Here is a 16,027-nt window from a genome sequence, read left to right as displayed (position 1 = left end):
CCCAGGGAGGATACGGCTCCGTCAGACTAATCATGCCACAGGGGCGGATCCGAGAAAATGGGCACAGCGGCAAGGGGTTTACGGCTCTACAGTAGACTATCCTGGAGCATCTTGTGCAGTTGGCTCCTCCGCCAGCAAAATGAAGTAGACATTTTCCAAGCCTTTCTCAAAGCGCAGGGTTTTGATGATCCCCTGTTCACGGGCTAGCAGGGTATTGACGATGATCATGTCCGGCTGATCGGCAACTGCCTTTTGAATGCCCTCTTGCCCGTCGCTAGCTTCGGAAACTTGGTAGCCACGGCTTTGTAAAGCCTCCATCAACAGACGCACGGTAGGCAAATGTTCGTCAATCACCAGTACCTTACGGCGGGAGGTTCGCTGCGCGATCAAAGCGTGGATCGACTCCAACAGCGCCTCCATATCAATGGGTTTGGTGAAGTAACGGTCGATGCCCAACCGATAGCCTCGCTCCCGATCTTCCACTATTGAAAGGATCACGATCGGAATTTCGACCGTATCCGGGTTGCTTTTCAAGACAGCGGCCACATCAAAGCCGCCCATCTCTGGCATCATCACATCCAACAGGATCAGATCCGGGTGGTGCAACCGCGCTTGGGCGATTGCTTCGACGCCGTCTTGGGCCTCGATCACCCGGTAGCCTTCAGATTCTAGGTTCTCTTTGAGTAAATGCCGCAGGTGCTGCTCATCGTCCACCACCAGAACGGTTTGGGATCCCTGTGAGCCAGATCCAGCCTCACCCTCTGCTGGGGTCAGCTCAGGGGTGGAGGCCACATGATCTCGCAGTTGGCGCACAAGGCCCTGCAAATCAACTCCGCCGGCGGAGGCGCTCCCTGAGTCTGTCCAGCAGGGTAGGGTGAAAATAAAGCGGCTGCCCTGGCCTAAGGTGCTCTCTACCCTAATTTTGCCGCCGTGGTGCTCGACAATTTGTTTGCTAATCGGCAGGCCCAAGCCTGTACCCTGAGGACGGTCGGTGAGGGTATCTCCCGCCTGCTTGAATTTATCGAAAATACGCTCTTGATCTGCGGTGGCAATGCCGATGCCGGTGTCGATGATGGCGATCTCCACCTGTTTGTCCTCCGGGCGCCCTGGAGGGTCAGCGGGTAAAGCCCTAGCCCGACAGGTAATGGATCCCTGCTCGGTGAACTTGAGGGCATTGGAGAGCAAGTTGATCAGCACCTGCACCAGCCGATCCGGATCCCCATAGACCTTGGGCAACTGGGGATCCACCTCTTTCAGGATGGGCAAGCCTTTTTGTTCTGCCAGGGGGGTGATGGTGCCAATTGCCCGCTCTAGGATCCCCTCCAGGGCTAAGGGTTGCATGTGCCATTCGATTTGACCAGCCTCCATCTTGGCCACATCCAGCACATCGTTGATCAGGGCTGTAAGGCGTTCCCCTTCCGAGAGAATAATGCCGAGGTTGTCACTCACCTGGCTGACGGCTCGTTTCAGCTTTCGCTCTGCTGTCGGGTCAGAGGCTTGTTCCGGAGCCAAGGCGGGAAAGATCACCTCTTCTAGGCGCTTTTGGATCAGCTTGGCAAACCCCAGCACCGACGTGAGCGGGGTACGCAGCTCGTGGCTCACGGTTGAGATGAAATCCGTTTTCATTTGGTCGATGTGCTTCTCGCTGGTGATGTCGCGGATCAGCATCACACACCCCAAACAGGCCAGGCTCCCGTTTTGCGGGCGTTGAATGGCGGCGGCTACAGCTTTGCCCACCCGTTGGTTGGCCAGCCTTATCTCTGCCGATATGGGTTTTGTGGGATCCAGCAGAGAGTGTTCGGCCAAAGCCACCACATCGGCGTTAAACACTTGCACCACCGGCAAAGCCAGCCAAGCAGACCCGTCGAGGCTCAAGCCAAACAGGGTCAGCAGGGCCGGATTCACCCGTAAAATCCTACCCGTCGGATCCGTCACCAACAGCCCGTCAGCAATGTTTTCGATCAGAGCATCCAGATAGGCGAGGGTATCTTGCAGCTCGTTCACCGCCTGAGCCAACTGGGCTGTCCGTTGTTCCACCCCCTGCTCTAAGGCTCGGTTGCTCTCCTGCAAGCGTTCTGTATATCGCTTGAGGCGTTGGATCATGTTCTGGAAAGCCTGAGATAACAGCCCGATCTCGTCGGTGCGGTTGACCCGCGGCATTTCTTGCCATTGCCCCTCTTCCACCTGCGCTGCTGCTGCCGCCAACTGCTGCAATGGGTTGATCAGATCCCGCAGCAAAAAGACCAAAATGAAGAGGATCCCGCCTCCCAACAGAGCTAACCAAACGATGATCAACTGCTGGTTCACCTGCTCGACAGTCGCTCCGACAGCCTGCCGCGTTTGCTGAACTGAAGAGAGGATCTGCTCCTGCGGCACCACCACCCCCAGGCTCCAGTCGGGATACTCCACCGGACGAACCGCAACTCGATAGCGCCCCTGTGGCAATTCCAGATCCCGCAACAAGGGATCCCCAGTCATCATCTCTTGGGCTAGCTCCACCACCTGGGGTTGTTCGGATTCCAGTAGGCTGGTATTCAGCAGCTGCCCAATTTCTAACTGCCGGGATCCCGGACTGACCAACCCAAACAACTGGGAATAGGCTTCCGGAAAGGCGATGATCTGCCCCTGTTCATCCAACAAAAAGGCAAACTCCTCTGAGCCGGCATGGATAGAAGTCCCGTTGTTGCCGCCCAACACCTGAGCCTGCAAAATTTCCCCCACAATCGTACCCAGGCTAAGATCGATACCCGCCACCCCCAAAAACTCCCCCTGGACATCGCGAATCGGAGCCACCGCCGAGGTAAGCAATCCTTGACCGGCTGTATCTTCGTACACCTCTGTCCAGCGCACCGCGCCACTGGGATTATTTTCGGGACGAACGATGGTGTAATAGGTGCCCTCAACCCGCTCATCAAACTCGGATAGGGGGGGCAACTCCGGCGCGAAGAAAGTATTGGGATAGTAGCGGGTAGAAGAAGATTCCAAAATCAGCCAACTGGCCACAATACTGGATTGGCTCTCTTTCAAGGCCCGCAACAGCGGATCCAAATGGGAAATGGCGTTGAGCTCCTGGGTAATCTCAGGGGGAATCTCATCCGCAGCCGAGAAAAAAACAGAAACCGGATCTGCAGCGGCGTTGATCCAGCGTCGGTTGGGGTAGAGGGTAAGGGTTTCTTGGGGGTTGTAATTTTGTTGTCCGTAGAAGGTTTGCTCCTCAAGGTACACAGCCGCCTGCTGAGCGATCAGGCTGGCGGCAGCCCCCACCTGAGCAAAAATGGCGTTGTAATGGGCGGCTTGCTCTTCGGTAATGCGAGTCAGGGCAGCATCCACCTGAGCGCGAATGGTGGCTTCGTTTTCGGAGGCGGCAAATTCCCCCAGCTCCTGAATGCGTTTCGAAGAAATTTGAATTAAGGCCAGCACGGAGGCAGAAGATACCACCGTCACCACCAACGAGATCCGTAGCCCAATCCGGGAGCGTAACCAGCCAAACATTCACCTACCTCCGTAAGCCCAACAATTCCGCCGCTTTGGCCGTCAGCACATCCGGGTCGAAGGGTTTGGTGATGTAGAGATCCGCCCCTACTTCTTGTCCCCGTTGCTTGTCAAATTCCTGTCCTTTGGCTGTGAGCATGACGATAGTGGTGTGCTGAAGCTCGGGATCCTGTTTCACCTGTTGGCAGACATCAAAGCCGTTCAAACGGGGCATCATCACATCCAAAAACACGATCTGGGGCCGCTCTGTACGGATCAACTCCAGCGCTTCCTCTCCATTGGCTGCCAGGATCAACTCCACTCCTTCCGCTTCCAATTCCTCCAAAGTCTGTTCCAGCAGCAGACGAATGTGAGGCTCATCGTCAACAATCAAGATCTTCTCAGACATGGATCGGCAGCAGGGGGAACTGTCCGTCATTGTAGGGATCCCGTTGCGCAGATGGGGTATATCTTGACCAGATGCCAGAATCTTTTAACCTAGGCTTGCCCTTCCTGTTACCCATCTCCAGCCAGAGAAAATCCACTACACTAATGTGAGTTACAGCTTTTTCCAGCGTTATCTGATACAGCAGATTCAGGTCAATCCCTTGCTCCACAAGGTTTTTTGCTTAGCTCAAGAGCCTGCGTGAAGTCAGAAAAGACTGTAATCGTGTGAGCCAAGCTGCATCCCTGTGCTCTGCTGCCCCAAGCTGACCCTTTCCACACCTTATGTCTTCTGTAAACCAGACTCTGCCTATTCAGTGGATTGATGCGGATTCGGGAGAGGTTGTGGAAGAATCTCCTTGGCAGATCAACCCTCATCCAGGCACCTATATTCAGCTGGCAGAGCAGTACTACTTGGTGTTGGAAAAACGCCATTCCTATCAGTTGCGCCAGGGAAAATATAGCCTCTCTGGGATCCGGGCTGTGGTTCGCGCCGTAACCCCACCCACAGAAGACGGGAGCATTCTCGGGGATCCCTCTTGCCAATTCAATGCTCGATCGCCGCTGCTGCGTTGTGCGGTTAATCCCCTAGGGCCTTGTCAGGGATGCGCTCACTACAAGCCAATTTTTTAGGCAAAACGGTGGCCCAATTGCATGGGATCATGTACAGTAATCTTCTTCTTATGGATCGAGATATATTTTTTCTTGCGTAGCTCCCCTAGAAGACGGGTAATCGTCACACGAGTAGAGCCAATTGCTTCCGCGATCGCCTGGTGAGACAGCCTGAGATCGATTGTGACTCCATCCGGGCTGGGCACACCAAAATCACGACACAGGATCAACAAAAAGCTGACCAGACGGGATCCCATATCACGGTGAGCCAGTGTCTCGATCATCATCTCCGTTTGCAGAATGCGCGAAGATAAGCTCTTGAGCAACAGCATAGAAAGCTCAGCATTCTCCCGCAAAGATTTTTCCACCTGTTCGATCGGCAGCGAGAGCAATTCGGCAGGAGTAAAGGCCACCGAGTGATAGAAGCGATCGGAGCGCTGCCCCGTGATAAAGGAGAGCACTCCAAAAATGCTGTTTTCTCGCAGAAGGGCGACGGTGATTTCTTCCCCCATCTCGTAAACCCGCGAGAGTTTAACGGCCCCTTTTGCCAGGAAGTAAACCCGTTCTGCGGGATCCCCTGGGAAAAAGATCGTTTTACCCCGCTCAAACGTTTCGATAACAGGTGGGTATTGATGTCCTCCCAACTGTTTGAAGGCTGTGATCAAAGATTTTTCCGCTACAGCCACCGCCATACTCATCAACCTTTTGAGGTCAGTTTATACCTAAGACCAGCCCAGAGGTCTTGGGTTGGGGTGCAACCGTACTGACCTCAGAAATCATCACGACGGCAGGAAGTCATATTTAGGAATTCATATTAAAGTAAAAGGTTATGCCCGAACATCTTTGTAGCAGGGGTTACATTTTTAGGTTTCGTTCATTCTCTACAGGGGATCCTTTAACCAAAGGCGGGGTTAGGATGAGAGCCATTGCCGTTGGGGCGGCAGGGATCGTGACAGGTTGGAAAGGTCTCATCAATGGTGATCTCGGAGGCAGTTGTTGCCGCACCTCTTCGGCTTAGCCGTCAGCACTTCACGGTGCGGATGCCAGAGCCCGCCAATCATCTGTTCGAGGTGGAGCTGCAACTGCGCGAAGTGGAGCCGGAGGTTCCTTTGCGGCTGCGGATGCCCGTTTGGACGCCGGGATCTTATCTGGTGCGGGAATATGCCCGGCATGTGCAGGAGTTTCGGGCCGAGAATGAGCAGGGGATCCCCTTGCCCTGGCGCAAGATCGACAAAAATACTTGGCAAATTAGGACTCCGTCCCGCTTGCACGAGCAGCCCCCTTCCAACGGCTCCCAAACCGTCTATGTCCGTTATCGGGTCTATGCCTACGAGCTAACGGTACGCACCAATCATCTGGATCTCACCCATGGCTATTTCAACGGGGCGGCCTTGTTTCTGTATGTGCCGGGGCGGGAGCAAGAACCCCATACCCTGACGGTGATCCCACCCAAGCCCGACTGGCGGATCGCCACCAGTTTGCGGCCTTTGTCCTCACTCATGCCCACAACAGGGGATCCCGGCCTCGGCCAGTCGTTTGTGGCGCAGGATTACGACGAGCTAGTCGATAGCCCGGTGGAGGTGGGCCTGCATCGGTTGGCAACATTTGAGGTAGAAGGGATCCCGCATTCTTTTGTGGTTTGGGGAGAGGGGAATCTGGATTTGGCTCGAGCAGTGGCGGATACTCAGCGGATTGTCACCACCACGGCCAACTTCTTCGGGGGGCTGCCCTACGACCGCTACTGGTTCATTGTGCATTTGTCGCCAGAGGGCTTTGGCGGTCTCGAGCACAAGTGCAGCACCACCCTTAACTACTCGCGTCTGGAGTTCCATCAGCCGGAGAAATACCAGCGCTTCTTGTCGTTGGTGGCCCACGAATTTTTCCACACCTGGAATGTGAAACGCTTACGGCCCCTAGCTCTGGAGCGCTTTGATTACAACCAAGAAAATTACCTGGAGTGCCTCTGGTTTTGTGAAGGGGCCACTAGCTACTACGAGAGCGTGATCCTACTGCGGGCGGGCATTCTCACCCCGGCGGCTTTTTTGAAAACCCTCTCTGAGCAGATCGCGCGGCTGCAACGGATCCCTGGCCGTGCCGTGCAGTCCTTGAGCGAATCCAGTTTTGATACCTGGATCAAGCTCTATCGTCCCCACGAAAATACCCTGAACAGCCAGGTGTCCTACTACTTAAAGGGGGCCTTGGTCTGTTGGTTGCTGGATCTGCACATTCGCCAGCTCTCCGGTAACAGAGGATCCCTGGATACGGCTCTGCGGGATCTGTGGCAACGGTTTGGCAAAGTAGACCATGGGTACAGCGAGGGCCAGTTGCGAGAGGCGTTTGAACGAGCGGCGGGAGCAGAGCTGAGCCAGTTCTTTGCAGCCTATGTAGATGGGACGCAGGAGCTTGACTACGACACCTATCTACAGCCCTTTGGCTTGAGCCTGAAGACCTATTTCAGTCACCCGAACCCAAGTCCGTACTTGGGCCTGAACTTTAATGGCGAGGGGAATCGCATCAGTTCGGTGGATATGGGATCCCCAGCGCAGCGGGTGGGGATTTGGGCAGGTGATGAGCTGCTGGCAGTGGAGGGATTTAAGGTGAGCGCTGCCCAGTTGCCAGATCGTCTGCGCGCGTACCAGCCCCATCAAGTCATCTGCCTGAGCGTGTTTCAAGCGGAGCAACTAAAGAATTTCTGGATCCCGTTGGATCCACCTCGCCCCGATGGGTATTCCTTGGAGGTGTTGCCCACTCTGACTCTCGACCAACAACAGCTACAGCAGGAGTGGCTGGGGGTTGTCCTCAAACTATAGGTCGGGTTCTCAGATTCAGGATCTGTGACAGGTCTTTTTTGTTAAGGATTTAATATCAAACCTGGTTCAATCTAGTCTCCTATCGGGAGGCTAGGCCACGATCTGTACCGCCTGCTCCAGGCACCACCAGGGATCCTCTACAAAAGCGGGCAGGGGGGTATTGCCGGATTTGCCCAGAATGGCCAGCCGGATGTCTCGATCCAACCGAGAACCGGCCCCATAGGGATCCTCAGAAGCAGGCTCTAGCCGTTGCCCGAGAGGAGGCATGACCATCACACCCGGCTGCATACTGCTCCCACTAACCCAAATCTTGAAGCGATCCACCGCCATGTCCAGACCTTCCGGTAGTTGCATCTGCAGCAAGTAGCGCGGCCCAGATCCGATCAGCAGCGTCTCGCTGGGGCGCAGGCGGGCGGGCAAATCCGGCTGGTAGGGGTAAACCAAATCCACGCTGTACTGCCGTTCATCCAAGGCAATGGCGTAGACGTGAACCGGGGTGGGGGCATTGTTTTTCAGGGCAATGGCCAGGTTACGGCCTGCCTGGATTTGCACCTGTCCCTGCTCGTTGCGTACCAGTGGACTGACCTCCGCCGCCACAGAACGGCTAGCTGGGGTTTCCAGTTGCAGAAATTCCACTTCCAAAACGCTGCTGAGGGCCTCGGTGGGGGGTCTGAGCTGCAGTAAGTTGCTAAAGGCGGCCACATGCTCCAGCAGCCGCAACAGCTTGCGGGGTAAGGCCTGTAGCTTTTTAACCGGGATCCGAAAGGCTACCAAGGCGGAATCTTCCCCCCGCCGGTAAAAGTGGTAGATTGCATCCGGCAGCAGCTCCACCCGTAAATCTGCAGCCTCGGGATCCGTCAGTTTCAGCAGCGGGGAAGGGGGGAAAGCCGCCAACAAATTCGCAATAGGCATTTGTACTCGACTGGGATCCCCACAGGTGAAGGCCACCGACAGAGGCTGAAATCCGACAGAAGAAGGGGGGGCAATCATGCAGAAAATCCCAGATAATTCATTTCGGCTGCGCTGGAGCAGCCAAGCTCTATGTTACCTGCATCCCGATTCGGAAAAAGGGGGGTAGCGATTGCGCGTGGATGGGCTCTGGAGCGACCCTAAGCATGTAATTAAACTTAACAACAATGGCCAATGGAACGGATTGTAAAACTGGCCGGGGATCCCGTCTGCAAATGATCTCTTAATGGTCTATTCTTGATCCTGTTGTCGGGTTAGTGGTTGGAGCGGAGTTGACCCCTCCCCTTCTCAGACTGCTCTACGGAGAACCATGTTTAGCAAATCTTTTCCTTTTCAAAATTTGTTCACGCTGGCGTGCCGTCGCTTCCTTGCTTTGATCTTGGTCGCGTTGGTGGCTGTATTTGGCTGGGGGCTGGCTCCGAAGTTCGCGGCTGCCGCCAGAGATATTCCTGCGGTCGCGTTGTCGCCGACCGAATCCATTACCTTTACCGAGCGGGAGTTGGCCAGGGGCAAAAAGCTCTTCGCCTCTACCTGCGCCCAATGCCACATTGGCGGCCAAACCTATCCCAACCCGGATGTGGGCCTAAAGCTCTCTGATTTGGAAGGGGCAACCCCCCCTCGTGATAATGTGCTGGCCATTGTCGACTACGTCAAGAACCCCGTCACCTACGACGGGACAGAGTCTCTGCTGGAGTATCACCCCAACACTCAGCTCCTCAGCGAGTACCCCCGTCTGCGTAACCTCAGCGATGAAGATCTAAAGCTGATCGCAGGCTATATTCTGGTGCAGGCAAAAACCCTGCCCGGTTGGGGGGGCACCAAGAGCGAAAGCCACAGCGACTTGGCAGGCTATCTCTAATGCCCAATCTGGGTCAGAAGCTGCCGAGACAGTCAGGGATCCCGTCTCGCCTCTGGGTGTGGATCGGGATCTTTATCCTGCTGTGGCTGGGATTGGCTAGGCCGGTGGCGGCTCGCATCGATACCTACGTGAACCAGTATTTGCGGGTGAGTGGGCCGGTGGAATTGCCCCTAGATGCCGAAGGGCATACCCTCACCTTCACCCCAGAACAGCTCACGGACGGTAAAAATCGCTTCCAGTCCGCTTGCCTGAACTGTCATGTGGGTGGTGCAACCCTGCCAGCCCCGAATATTTCCCTTTCCCTGAAAGATTTGCGCGGAGCTACCCCACCCCGAGATACGATCCAAGCCTTAGTGGAGTACCAACGGGATCCCCTCAGCTACGATGGCTCCGATTTCAGCTATGGCTGCCGCCCGGTGCCCCCTTCCTGGATGGACGATGAGGCCCTACAGAACTTGGCGGCTTTTATTCTTAGAGCGGCCCAAGTCGCCCCCGGCTGGGGAGCGAATGATTTGATGGCTCTCCGAGCTGTGCCGAGCACGACCGATGCCGGTTAACCTACCGTCTGAGATGGTAGTAGTGGCGCTCCACCCACTGCCGCACGTGGTTCTCTTCACTGAGGGTGAGCTGCTCCTGCCCATGGCGAATTTCCCAAACCCAACGGCCAGAGGGATCCCGTCGTCGCCAAATGCGGGGTTCATCTGAGGGGGTCAGCCAAGCCACCAGAGCGTTCAGGGCGTTGTGGGCTATGCGAGCCAGTTTTTGCCCACGGGAAAGGGGAGCAAGATCGGCAGCAATGATCCGGCGGCTACTGGGGATCAAAAGGTGTTGCATCGGTGGGTTCCAAACGCGTCTTTCCCCACTCTCGGTGATGGGCTAAGGCTTGTGTAGATACAGTTTGTGCTCCTTTGACCAGACCAGTTCCCGAGTTTGACAACTGTTACAGCCCCTCTAACCCAGATCCACGCGGGATCCCTATGTATGATGGAGAAGAGAGTTTAAGAAACGTAAAGTGACATCCTCATTATCGCAAGCCGTCATTTTGATCACAGGGGCAACGGGTGGCATTGGAAGTGCCCTTGTGCCTCGGTTAGCTCAGGCGGGATCCCATTTGGTCTTGACGGCTCGGCGGGCGGAACCTCTACAGGCGTTGGTGGAGAAGGCTGCCGCTCTTGGGGCCGCCTCTGGGCTAGGGATCCCTGTGGATGTAACAGATTATGCCCAGGTGGAAGCTCTGGTCGCCCAAACGGTACAAAAGCATGGGCGCATTGATGTGCTGATTAACCTAGCCGGGGCTGGGATCCTAAAGCCTGCTCCCCAGATTACCCCCGAAGATCTAGAGCAGATGTTGTCAGTCAATCTCAAGGGCAGCTTCTACACCAGTCAATGGGTTGCCAATCACATGCGAGAGCAAAAATCCGGGCATATTCTCAATTTTCCTGGTATTCTGGGCCGTCATCCCATGGCCATGGCCTCCGCTTACTGTGCGGCTAAGTTTGCAGTGGTCGGGTTTAGCAAGTGTATGGCAGATGAGCTGAAGCGATTTGGGGTGAGATTCACCTTGTTTTATTTTGGCGGTGTGGATTCCCCCTTCTGGGATCCGATTAGCTTGAAAGTGCAACGAGACAAAATGCTAAGTCCTGCCACCGCTGCTGAGGCGATCCAGTTTGCACTCTCTGCACCTGCCAATGCAGTTCCCAGTGAAGTGGTGTTGCAGCCGGAGAGTCACCAATTTCTTTGAACGGTCTTTGGATTATCCATTGCTTCGGCCTGTTAAGCCGTAGGAGCACCTCCCTTTGCGATTTCACTGGCCCAATCAAGCAGATGGTTAACGGATTCTATATCCTGCGCTTCTGCGTAGAGTCGTAGCAAAGGTTCAGTGCCGCTGCCCCGAATCATCACCCAACTGCTATTGGCTAAGGTCAATTTGTGGCCATCTTGGTCGAAGTGTTTGACAACTTTCTGCCCCAAAATTTCAAGGGGGGGATCCAAATGGAGTTTTTCCAGAACCTGAGTTTGTTGGGTTTGATCGGCGAGGTGCAGATCCCGACGTCGGTACACAGAAGTGAATCCGACTCGTTCTTGCAGAGTACGGTAAATCTCGCTCAGGTCCTGCCCTGTGTCTGTGACAGCTTCGATTAAATACAGCCCCGAGAGCAGGGCATCCCGTTCGGGAATGTGGCCCAAGTAGCCAATACCACCGGATTCTTCCCCACCCAACAGTACCTCTGTGCTCATCATGCGCTCGGCGATGTACTTAAAGCCCACGGGCATTTCCGTGATCGGCAGGCCGTAGTATTCTGCCACCTTAACGAAAAGTTCGGAACCACTGATGGTTTTCACAATTTCGCCCCGCAATCCGCGCCGCCCTGCCAAATGATCCATCAGAATTGGGATCAGGATTTGCGGACTGAGAAAGTTCCCCTGGCCATCGATAGCCGCAATCCGGTCAGCATCGCCATCAAACACTAGACCCATTTTCAAGGGGGCGGGATCCGCTGCGATGATCTGAGAAGACTTGTGCAGGTTCTGCGGCAAAGGCTCCGGGGCAAAGCCCCCAAATAAGGGATCCCGATAGGCTTGTAGTTCAGTGATGGTGTCCCCCAAAAGACGGGTGAGGCCACCCGAGCCAGAGCCAAACATGGCATCCACCCAAATCTTGGCTGGGGAGCCTTTGAGCTTTTCCAAATCCACAAAGCGGCTCAGTTGAGTGACATAGCTTGGCCAGGGATCCCAGCTTTGAATCGGGGCTTTCTGGGTATTGGCGGAGGACAGGTTTTGCATCTCCTGCTCAATTTGAGTGGTGATCTCCGGCGGGACAGATCCGCCAAAGCCTCCTTTTACCTTCAGGCCAGAATAATGGGCTGGGTTGTGGCTGGCGGTGATCACCAAGGCGCCGTGGCATCCCTGTTGTTTGGCCGCCCAACTAAACGCAGGGGTGGGGGCGGCACCAGTGGAGAGGTAAACCGGGATCCCTAGGCTAGCGACAACCTCAGCCGTATGGGTCGCAAATTGTTCTGAAAGAAAACGGTTGTCATACCCGACCACGATCCCTTCGCCGGGGTAGGTACGGGTCAACACTTGGGCACTAGCCTGGGCAGCAATGCTCAGCCGCTCGAATGTGAAACCATCAGCAATGACGGCTCGCCAGCCATCGGTGCCGAAGCGAATGGGGGGGGTGAACATGGTGCTATATCGGATCCCGTCGCATCAACTCATAGCACGTTCAGGAGAGCGAAAAAGCGGGTGCTCTCAGATTTCTCAGCCCCTTCTCAGGCAAAATTTGCTGCTTTATCAGCTTCTGTTTGCGACATTCTCAGCTTGAGCAGGGGGAATGGGAGAGGTGTTTCTCGCAGGGTTCATAGATCTCGCTCCCAAACTGACGGCCCAAGGCATCTGCGAGGGAGTTCCTCCGCGTATTGATGTGGGTACAGTTTCTGTAAAGTTGTGGTGCCAGGATGTTCAGCCTATTCCTTCTGCTGGCGTTGATTGGGGTGATCTTCTTAACCCGGCAGCTACAGCAACTCCTACAAAACATTCCGCAACGCTACTGGATCTCTCTGGGTGGAGGGGTTTCTCTAGCCTATGTATTCACGGCTTTTTTGGCGGAAATGACCGAGCTGCAACAACACCTGATGCCCCTAGAAGTGCCAGTACTGGGCTACTTGATCGAGCACATTCATCTGCTGATGTTGTTGGGCATTGTCACCGTGTACGGATTGGAAGGGTTAGCCCAGTCTTCGCAGCAAGAGGCTTGGCTGCATCCCAGGATCTTTACTGTTCACATCAGTTTCTTTGCGCTCTACAACGTACTTCTGGGTTATCTGCTAAGACACACGGTACAAGAATGGCTCAGTTGTCTGTTGCTGACCATCGCTTTGGCGATCCACCTCAGCATTGTCTGTAAAGATCTATTCGAGCATCATCCCCATCTGTTTGACAGTCGGGGGCGCTGGCTGTTGATCGGATCCCTTTTTGCCGGTTGGCTCATGGGGCAGAGGGCCATTTTGCCGGAGATAGCCTTAGCTGCCAGCATTGCCTTTGTAGCTGGGGTTTTGATCTTTCAAGTGCTCAAGCACGAACTACCCGAAACTGAAGGGCACTTTGGGGCATTTTTGGCCGGCGTTGTGGGTTTTGGCGGATTGTTGGTGGCGATTACCTGGGTGCGCATCTGGGAGTAAATCGGTCGGCAAGTAGGGGATCCCTGCCCGAAATTTCTCGGATCTGGGTGGATAATCACCATTCCTAAACCTAAACTTAACAAGCACTTAACCCTAGGTTGCTATCGTCTTTCTGTTCCTTGAAGAAAGATTAAGCCCTCACTGAGGAGTCAATACACACTATGATGAAAAACTTCTTGACAGGTCGTCGCTCTGCGCTGGTGGGCCTGGCTGCCACCGTGGCCGGTGTTTCAGTGGCTTTGACCGGGTTGGTGCATGCCCAAGCCCAAGATTGCCCCCGTCCACCGCAGATGGATGAGCGTTTCTGCGACCGTGATGGCGACTTGGTGGCAGATGCCCCGGAAGATCCGAGCGAATGGATCGACCCGGATACTCTGATCTTCGCCTATACCCCTGTTGAGGATCCCTCTGTATATGAGAACGTTTGGGGTGAGTTTCTTGAGCACATGGCCGCTGTGACCGGCAAAAACGTGGAGTACTTCGGTGTGCAATCCAATGCGGCTCAGTTGGAAGCGATGCGGGCGGGCCGTTTGCACGTCACCGGCTTTAACACCGGTTCCAATCCCATGGCGGTGAATGCGGTAGGTTTTGTGCCCTTTGCCATGATGGCCAGCTTGGATGGCAGCTTTGGCTATGAAATGGAGATCATCGTCCGGGCTGATAGTGATATTCAGTCTATCGAAGATCTGCGTGGCCGCCAGTTGGCCTTCACTTCGCAAACCTCTAACTCGGGTTTCAAGGCTCCCTCGGCGCTACTGCAAGCTGAGTTCGACATGATCGAGGGCCGTGACTTTGAAGCGGTGTTCTCTGGCAGCCACGAAAACTCCATTTTGGGCGTGGTGAATGGCGACTACGAAGTGGCTTCGATTGCCAACTCGGTGCTCACCCGCATGGATGCTCGCGGTGCCGTGAACAAAAATGACCTGCGGGCTATCTACGTGTCCCAAACCTTTCCCACCACCGGTTATGGGTATGTTTACAACCTCAAACCGGAATTGGCGGAAAAAGTGAAAGAAGCCTTCTTCACCTTTGAGTGGGAAGGAACCAAGCTTGCAGAAGAGTTCGGCAAGAGTGGCGAAGAACAATTCATTCCGATCACCTACAAAGAGTACTGGGAAGTGATCCGCCAGATTGATGAAGTGCAAGGTGTGGAGTACAGGCTCTAAGCCTCAATTGCTAAGTTCAGTCTAAGTCGCTTGGGATCCCTATTCAGATGGGGATCCCTTTTTCGTCTTGGAGCGCTACGAACGGGTTAATCTCATCCGTTTTGAACACCCAAACGAGCCAGATCTCGCTTCACCTCAAAGGCTAATTCACGATTGTTCGGTTCAGTGGCCAGGGCTTTTCTCAGGTAGGCTTCCGCCTGCTGATTTCGCCCTTCGTAGATTAAGTAATTCCCAAAGCGTTGATAGGCTAAGGCAAGCATATGCACGGCCTCACTTGAGCGAGGAAACCGCTTCAGGAGGGCCTCTGCTTGAGCCACAGCAGTAGGCAGTTGTCGGTTGCGCCAAGCGGCTCTGACTCGGGCAATCCCCTCTTTCAGCAATTTTGGATCCGGTTGGTCTTCAGAAGGGGATCCCGTGCGAATCACGACACGACCCTCCCGGCTAGAACCTGAAGTACTAGGGGGCAGAGATTGCCGTTGTGCGTCGTACTGCCGCCGTTGCTCCGGATCGCTCAGCACCTGGTAGGCTTGGCGGATTTGCTGAAACTGTTCTCGGGATCCCTCCCCGGCCACATCGGGATGGAACTGCCGCGCCAACTGACGAAAGGCCTGCTTAACTGCTTCCGTATCTGCTTCAGGAGACACGTTCAGGATCGCGTAGTAATCCATAAACGGCAACGGGTGTAGATGAGAGGAAAGGGAACTTAGGCCATGGGTTCTGGCAAACGCTCTTCAGCAACAACCCATCGGTACGCCGATCATGCCATGGCAACCAAGGCTTGACCAGTCATAGACCCGCCCTTCTGGATACTGTTCTACACCGTCACGAGTGTCTCCGGTTCTGCTGCTGCCGCTACCATCCACTCCTGAACAGCAGGGATCCCTAACACTGCCTCTGCATAAGCCGCCGCAATGCCCTCCAACTTGACCCCGTAGGTTTGGAACCGGCTGACCACTGGCGCATACATAGCATCGGCAAGGGTAAAGGAACCGAATAAGTAATCGCCCCCCTGACCATACTGCCGCCGACACTCCTGCCAAATCTGAAGAATACGGGTGATATCCCGTTGGGCTGCCGCCGGGATCCGCACATCGCTGCGCCGGGCTCGGCAATCCATCGGTAACGCCTGCCGTAAGTCAGCAAACCCCGCATGCATTTCGGCACTGACTGCCCCGTGCAATAGCCCGTGCCCCTGGGTCTGTGGGCCAAAGGTAAGCTGTGGGGAAAGTCTCCGCTAGATATTCTGCAATCGCCAATGAATCCCAAATAATTAGGGAGCTATGTCGCAAGACGGGAACCCTTCCTGTGGGGGAATAGAGGGCAATTTGCTCAGCAAACTCGGGGGTATCAAGAGGGATCCGAATTTCTTCAAAAGGTTGTCCCACCTGCTTGAGGGGTAACCAAGCCCGCAAACTCCAGGAAGAATAGTTTTTATTGCCGATCACCAAGCTCCACTCCCCCATCGTTAGTCCCTCTCTAGCACCTTGTTTGTCAGTATGACGACCGACAGAGATC

The 16,027-nt window shown here is 54.9% G+C and carries 16 protein-coding genes; 7 read left to right on the top strand and 9 right to left on the bottom strand.

What is annotated here, in order from left to right; genetic code table 11:
• Nucleotides 1-96: 96 nt before the first annotated feature.
• On the bottom strand, nt 97-3,492 hold the full coding sequence (locus tag L1047_RS02670; RefSeq protein ID WP_235277185.1) for a response regulator: 3,396 nt from the start codon (nt 3,490-3,492) through the stop codon (nt 97-99).
• A 4-nt stretch (nt 3,493-3,496) separates the two neighbouring features.
• Complete coding sequence (locus L1047_RS02665) at nt 3,497-3,880, bottom strand: response regulator transcription factor (protein ID WP_235277183.1); 384 nt, start codon at nt 3,878-3,880, stop codon at nt 3,497-3,499.
• Between the two features lie 380 nt (nt 3,881-4,260).
• Between L1047_RS02665 and L1047_RS02660 the strand changes: the two genes are divergently transcribed.
• Nucleotides 4,261-4,548: a DUF6464 family protein gene (locus L1047_RS02660; RefSeq protein ID WP_235277182.1), complete on the top strand. Its 288-nt coding sequence runs from the start codon at nt 4,261-4,263 to the stop codon at nt 4,546-4,548.
• On the opposite strand, the gene ntcA is transcribed toward L1047_RS02660, so the two are convergent.
• On the bottom strand, nt 4,545-5,219 hold the full coding sequence (ntcA, locus tag L1047_RS02655) for a global nitrogen regulator NtcA (RefSeq protein ID WP_235277181.1): 675 nt from the start codon (nt 5,217-5,219) through the stop codon (nt 4,545-4,547). The two genes, L1047_RS02660 and ntcA, sit on opposite strands and share 4 nt — an antisense overlap.
• A gap of 282 nt (nt 5,220-5,501) precedes the next feature.
• On the opposite strand from ntcA, the gene L1047_RS02650 reads away from it, so the two are divergent.
• Nucleotides 5,502-7,337, top strand: coding sequence for a M61 family metallopeptidase (locus tag L1047_RS02650; protein ID WP_235277180.1), 1,836 nt, complete (start codon nt 5,502-5,504; stop codon nt 7,335-7,337).
• A 90-nt stretch (nt 7,338-7,427) separates the two neighbouring features.
• On the opposite strand, the gene L1047_RS02645 is transcribed toward L1047_RS02650, so the two are convergent.
• Nucleotides 7,428-8,327 carry a hypothetical protein gene (locus L1047_RS02645; RefSeq protein ID WP_235277179.1) on the bottom strand — a complete coding sequence of 300 codons (900 nt, stop codon included), beginning with the start codon at nt 8,325-8,327 and terminating at the stop codon, nt 7,428-7,430.
• A 289-nt stretch (nt 8,328-8,616) separates the two neighbouring features.
• On the opposite strand from L1047_RS02645, the gene psbV reads away from it, so the two are divergent.
• The gene (psbV, locus tag L1047_RS02640) at nt 8,617-9,165 is read left to right on the top strand and encodes a photosystem II cytochrome c-550 (RefSeq protein ID WP_235277178.1); all 549 of its coding nucleotides are present in this window, start codon (nt 8,617-8,619) and stop codon (nt 9,163-9,165) included.
• Nucleotides 9,165-9,722: a photosystem II cytochrome PsbV2 gene (gene psbV2, locus L1047_RS02635; protein WP_235277176.1), complete on the top strand. Its 558-nt coding sequence runs from the start codon at nt 9,165-9,167 to the stop codon at nt 9,720-9,722. The genes psbV and psbV2 overlap by 1 nt, the downstream gene beginning before the upstream one ends.
• Nucleotide 9,723: 1 nt before the next feature.
• On the opposite strand, the gene L1047_RS02630 is transcribed toward psbV2, so the two are convergent.
• Nucleotides 9,724-9,999: a hypothetical protein gene (locus tag L1047_RS02630; RefSeq protein WP_235277174.1), complete on the bottom strand. Its 276-nt coding sequence runs from the start codon at nt 9,997-9,999 to the stop codon at nt 9,724-9,726.
• A gap of 178 nt (nt 10,000-10,177) precedes the next feature.
• Between L1047_RS02630 and L1047_RS02625 the strand changes: the two genes are divergently transcribed.
• The gene (locus L1047_RS02625) at nt 10,178-10,906 is read left to right on the top strand and encodes an SDR family oxidoreductase (RefSeq protein WP_235277173.1); all 729 of its coding nucleotides are present in this window, start codon (nt 10,178-10,180) and stop codon (nt 10,904-10,906) included.
• A gap of 32 nt (nt 10,907-10,938) precedes the next feature.
• On the opposite strand, the gene L1047_RS02620 is transcribed toward L1047_RS02625, so the two are convergent.
• On the bottom strand, nt 10,939-12,351 hold the full coding sequence (locus L1047_RS02620; protein ID WP_235277171.1) for a phosphoglucomutase/phosphomannomutase family protein: 1,413 nt from the start codon (nt 12,349-12,351) through the stop codon (nt 10,939-10,941).
• A gap of 272 nt (nt 12,352-12,623) precedes the next feature.
• Between L1047_RS02620 and L1047_RS02615 the strand changes: the two genes are divergently transcribed.
• Complete coding sequence (locus L1047_RS02615) at nt 12,624-13,346, top strand: hypothetical protein (RefSeq protein WP_235277170.1); 723 nt, start codon at nt 12,624-12,626, stop codon at nt 13,344-13,346.
• 161 nt (nt 13,347-13,507) lie between these two features.
• A complete protein-coding gene (phnD, locus tag L1047_RS02610) occupies nt 13,508-14,512 on the top strand; it encodes a phosphate/phosphite/phosphonate ABC transporter substrate-binding protein (protein WP_235277169.1) in 1,005 nt (334 codons plus the stop codon).
• Nucleotides 14,513-14,604: 92 nt separating this feature from the next.
• Here phnD and L1047_RS02605 read toward each other — a convergent pair whose 3' ends face one another.
• From L1047_RS02605 to L1047_RS02595, 3 genes are all read right to left on the bottom strand, one after another.
• Nucleotides 14,605-15,180 carry a J domain-containing protein gene (locus tag L1047_RS02605; protein ID WP_235277167.1) on the bottom strand — a complete coding sequence of 192 codons (576 nt, stop codon included), beginning with the start codon at nt 15,178-15,180 and terminating at the stop codon, nt 14,605-14,607.
• Between the two features lie 146 nt (nt 15,181-15,326).
• Nucleotides 15,327-15,668 (bottom strand): glutathione S-transferase C-terminal domain-containing protein, encoded by a 342-nt coding sequence (locus L1047_RS02600; RefSeq protein WP_235277166.1) that lies wholly within the window; start codon nt 15,666-15,668, stop codon nt 15,327-15,329.
• Nucleotides 15,649-15,975 (bottom strand): glutathione S-transferase N-terminal domain-containing protein, encoded by a 327-nt coding sequence (locus L1047_RS02595; RefSeq protein ID WP_235277165.1) that lies wholly within the window; start codon nt 15,973-15,975, stop codon nt 15,649-15,651. The genes L1047_RS02600 and L1047_RS02595 overlap by 20 nt, the downstream gene beginning before the upstream one ends.
• Nucleotides 15,976-16,027 lie beyond the last annotated feature (52 nt).

This window comes from Synechococcus sp. Nb3U1, assembly GCF_021533835.1.
GTDB lineage: Bacteria > Cyanobacteriota > Cyanobacteriia > Thermostichales > Thermostichaceae > Thermostichus.
This window is presented reverse-complemented; position numbering and strand designations above follow the sequence as displayed.

Coding starts and splice junctions, on each gene's coding strand:
- L1047_RS02670 (WP_235277185.1), bottom strand. CDS start 3,492: ATGTTTGGCTGGTTACGCTCCCGGATTGGGCTACGGATCTCGTTGGTG.
- L1047_RS02665 (WP_235277183.1), bottom strand. CDS start 3,880: ATGTCTGAGAAGATCTTGATTGTTGACGATGAGCCTCACATTCGTCTG.
- ntcA (WP_235277181.1), bottom strand. CDS start 5,219: ATGGCGGTGGCTGTAGCGGAAAAATCTTTGATCACAGCCTTCAAACAG.
- L1047_RS02650 (WP_235277180.1), top strand. CDS start 5,502: ATGGTGATCTCGGAGGCAGTTGTTGCCGCACCTCTTCGGCTTAGCCGT.
- L1047_RS02645 (WP_235277179.1), bottom strand. CDS start 8,327: ATGATTGCCCCCCCTTCTTCTGTCGGATTTCAGCCTCTGTCGGTGGCC.
- psbV (WP_235277178.1), top strand. CDS start 8,617: ATGTTTAGCAAATCTTTTCCTTTTCAAAATTTGTTCACGCTGGCGTGC.
- psbV2 (WP_235277176.1), top strand. CDS start 9,165: ATGCCCAATCTGGGTCAGAAGCTGCCGAGACAGTCAGGGATCCCGTCT.
- L1047_RS02630 (WP_235277174.1), bottom strand. CDS start 9,999: ATGCAACACCTTTTGATCCCCAGTAGCCGCCGGATCATTGCTGCCGAT.
- L1047_RS02620 (WP_235277171.1), bottom strand. CDS start 12,351: ATGTTCACCCCCCCCATTCGCTTCGGCACCGATGGCTGGCGAGCCGTC.
- L1047_RS02615 (WP_235277170.1), top strand. CDS start 12,624: ATGTTCAGCCTATTCCTTCTGCTGGCGTTGATTGGGGTGATCTTCTTA.
- phnD (WP_235277169.1), top strand. CDS start 13,508: ATGATGAAAAACTTCTTGACAGGTCGTCGCTCTGCGCTGGTGGGCCTG.
- L1047_RS02605 (WP_235277167.1), bottom strand. CDS start 15,180: ATGGATTACTACGCGATCCTGAACGTGTCTCCTGAAGCAGATACGGAA.
- L1047_RS02600 (WP_235277166.1), bottom strand. CDS start 15,668: ATGCATGCGGGGTTTGCTGACTTACGGCAGGCGTTACCGATGGATTGC.
- L1047_RS02595 (WP_235277165.1), bottom strand. CDS start 15,975: ATGGGGGAGTGGAGCTTGGTGATCGGCAATAAAAACTATTCTTCCTGG.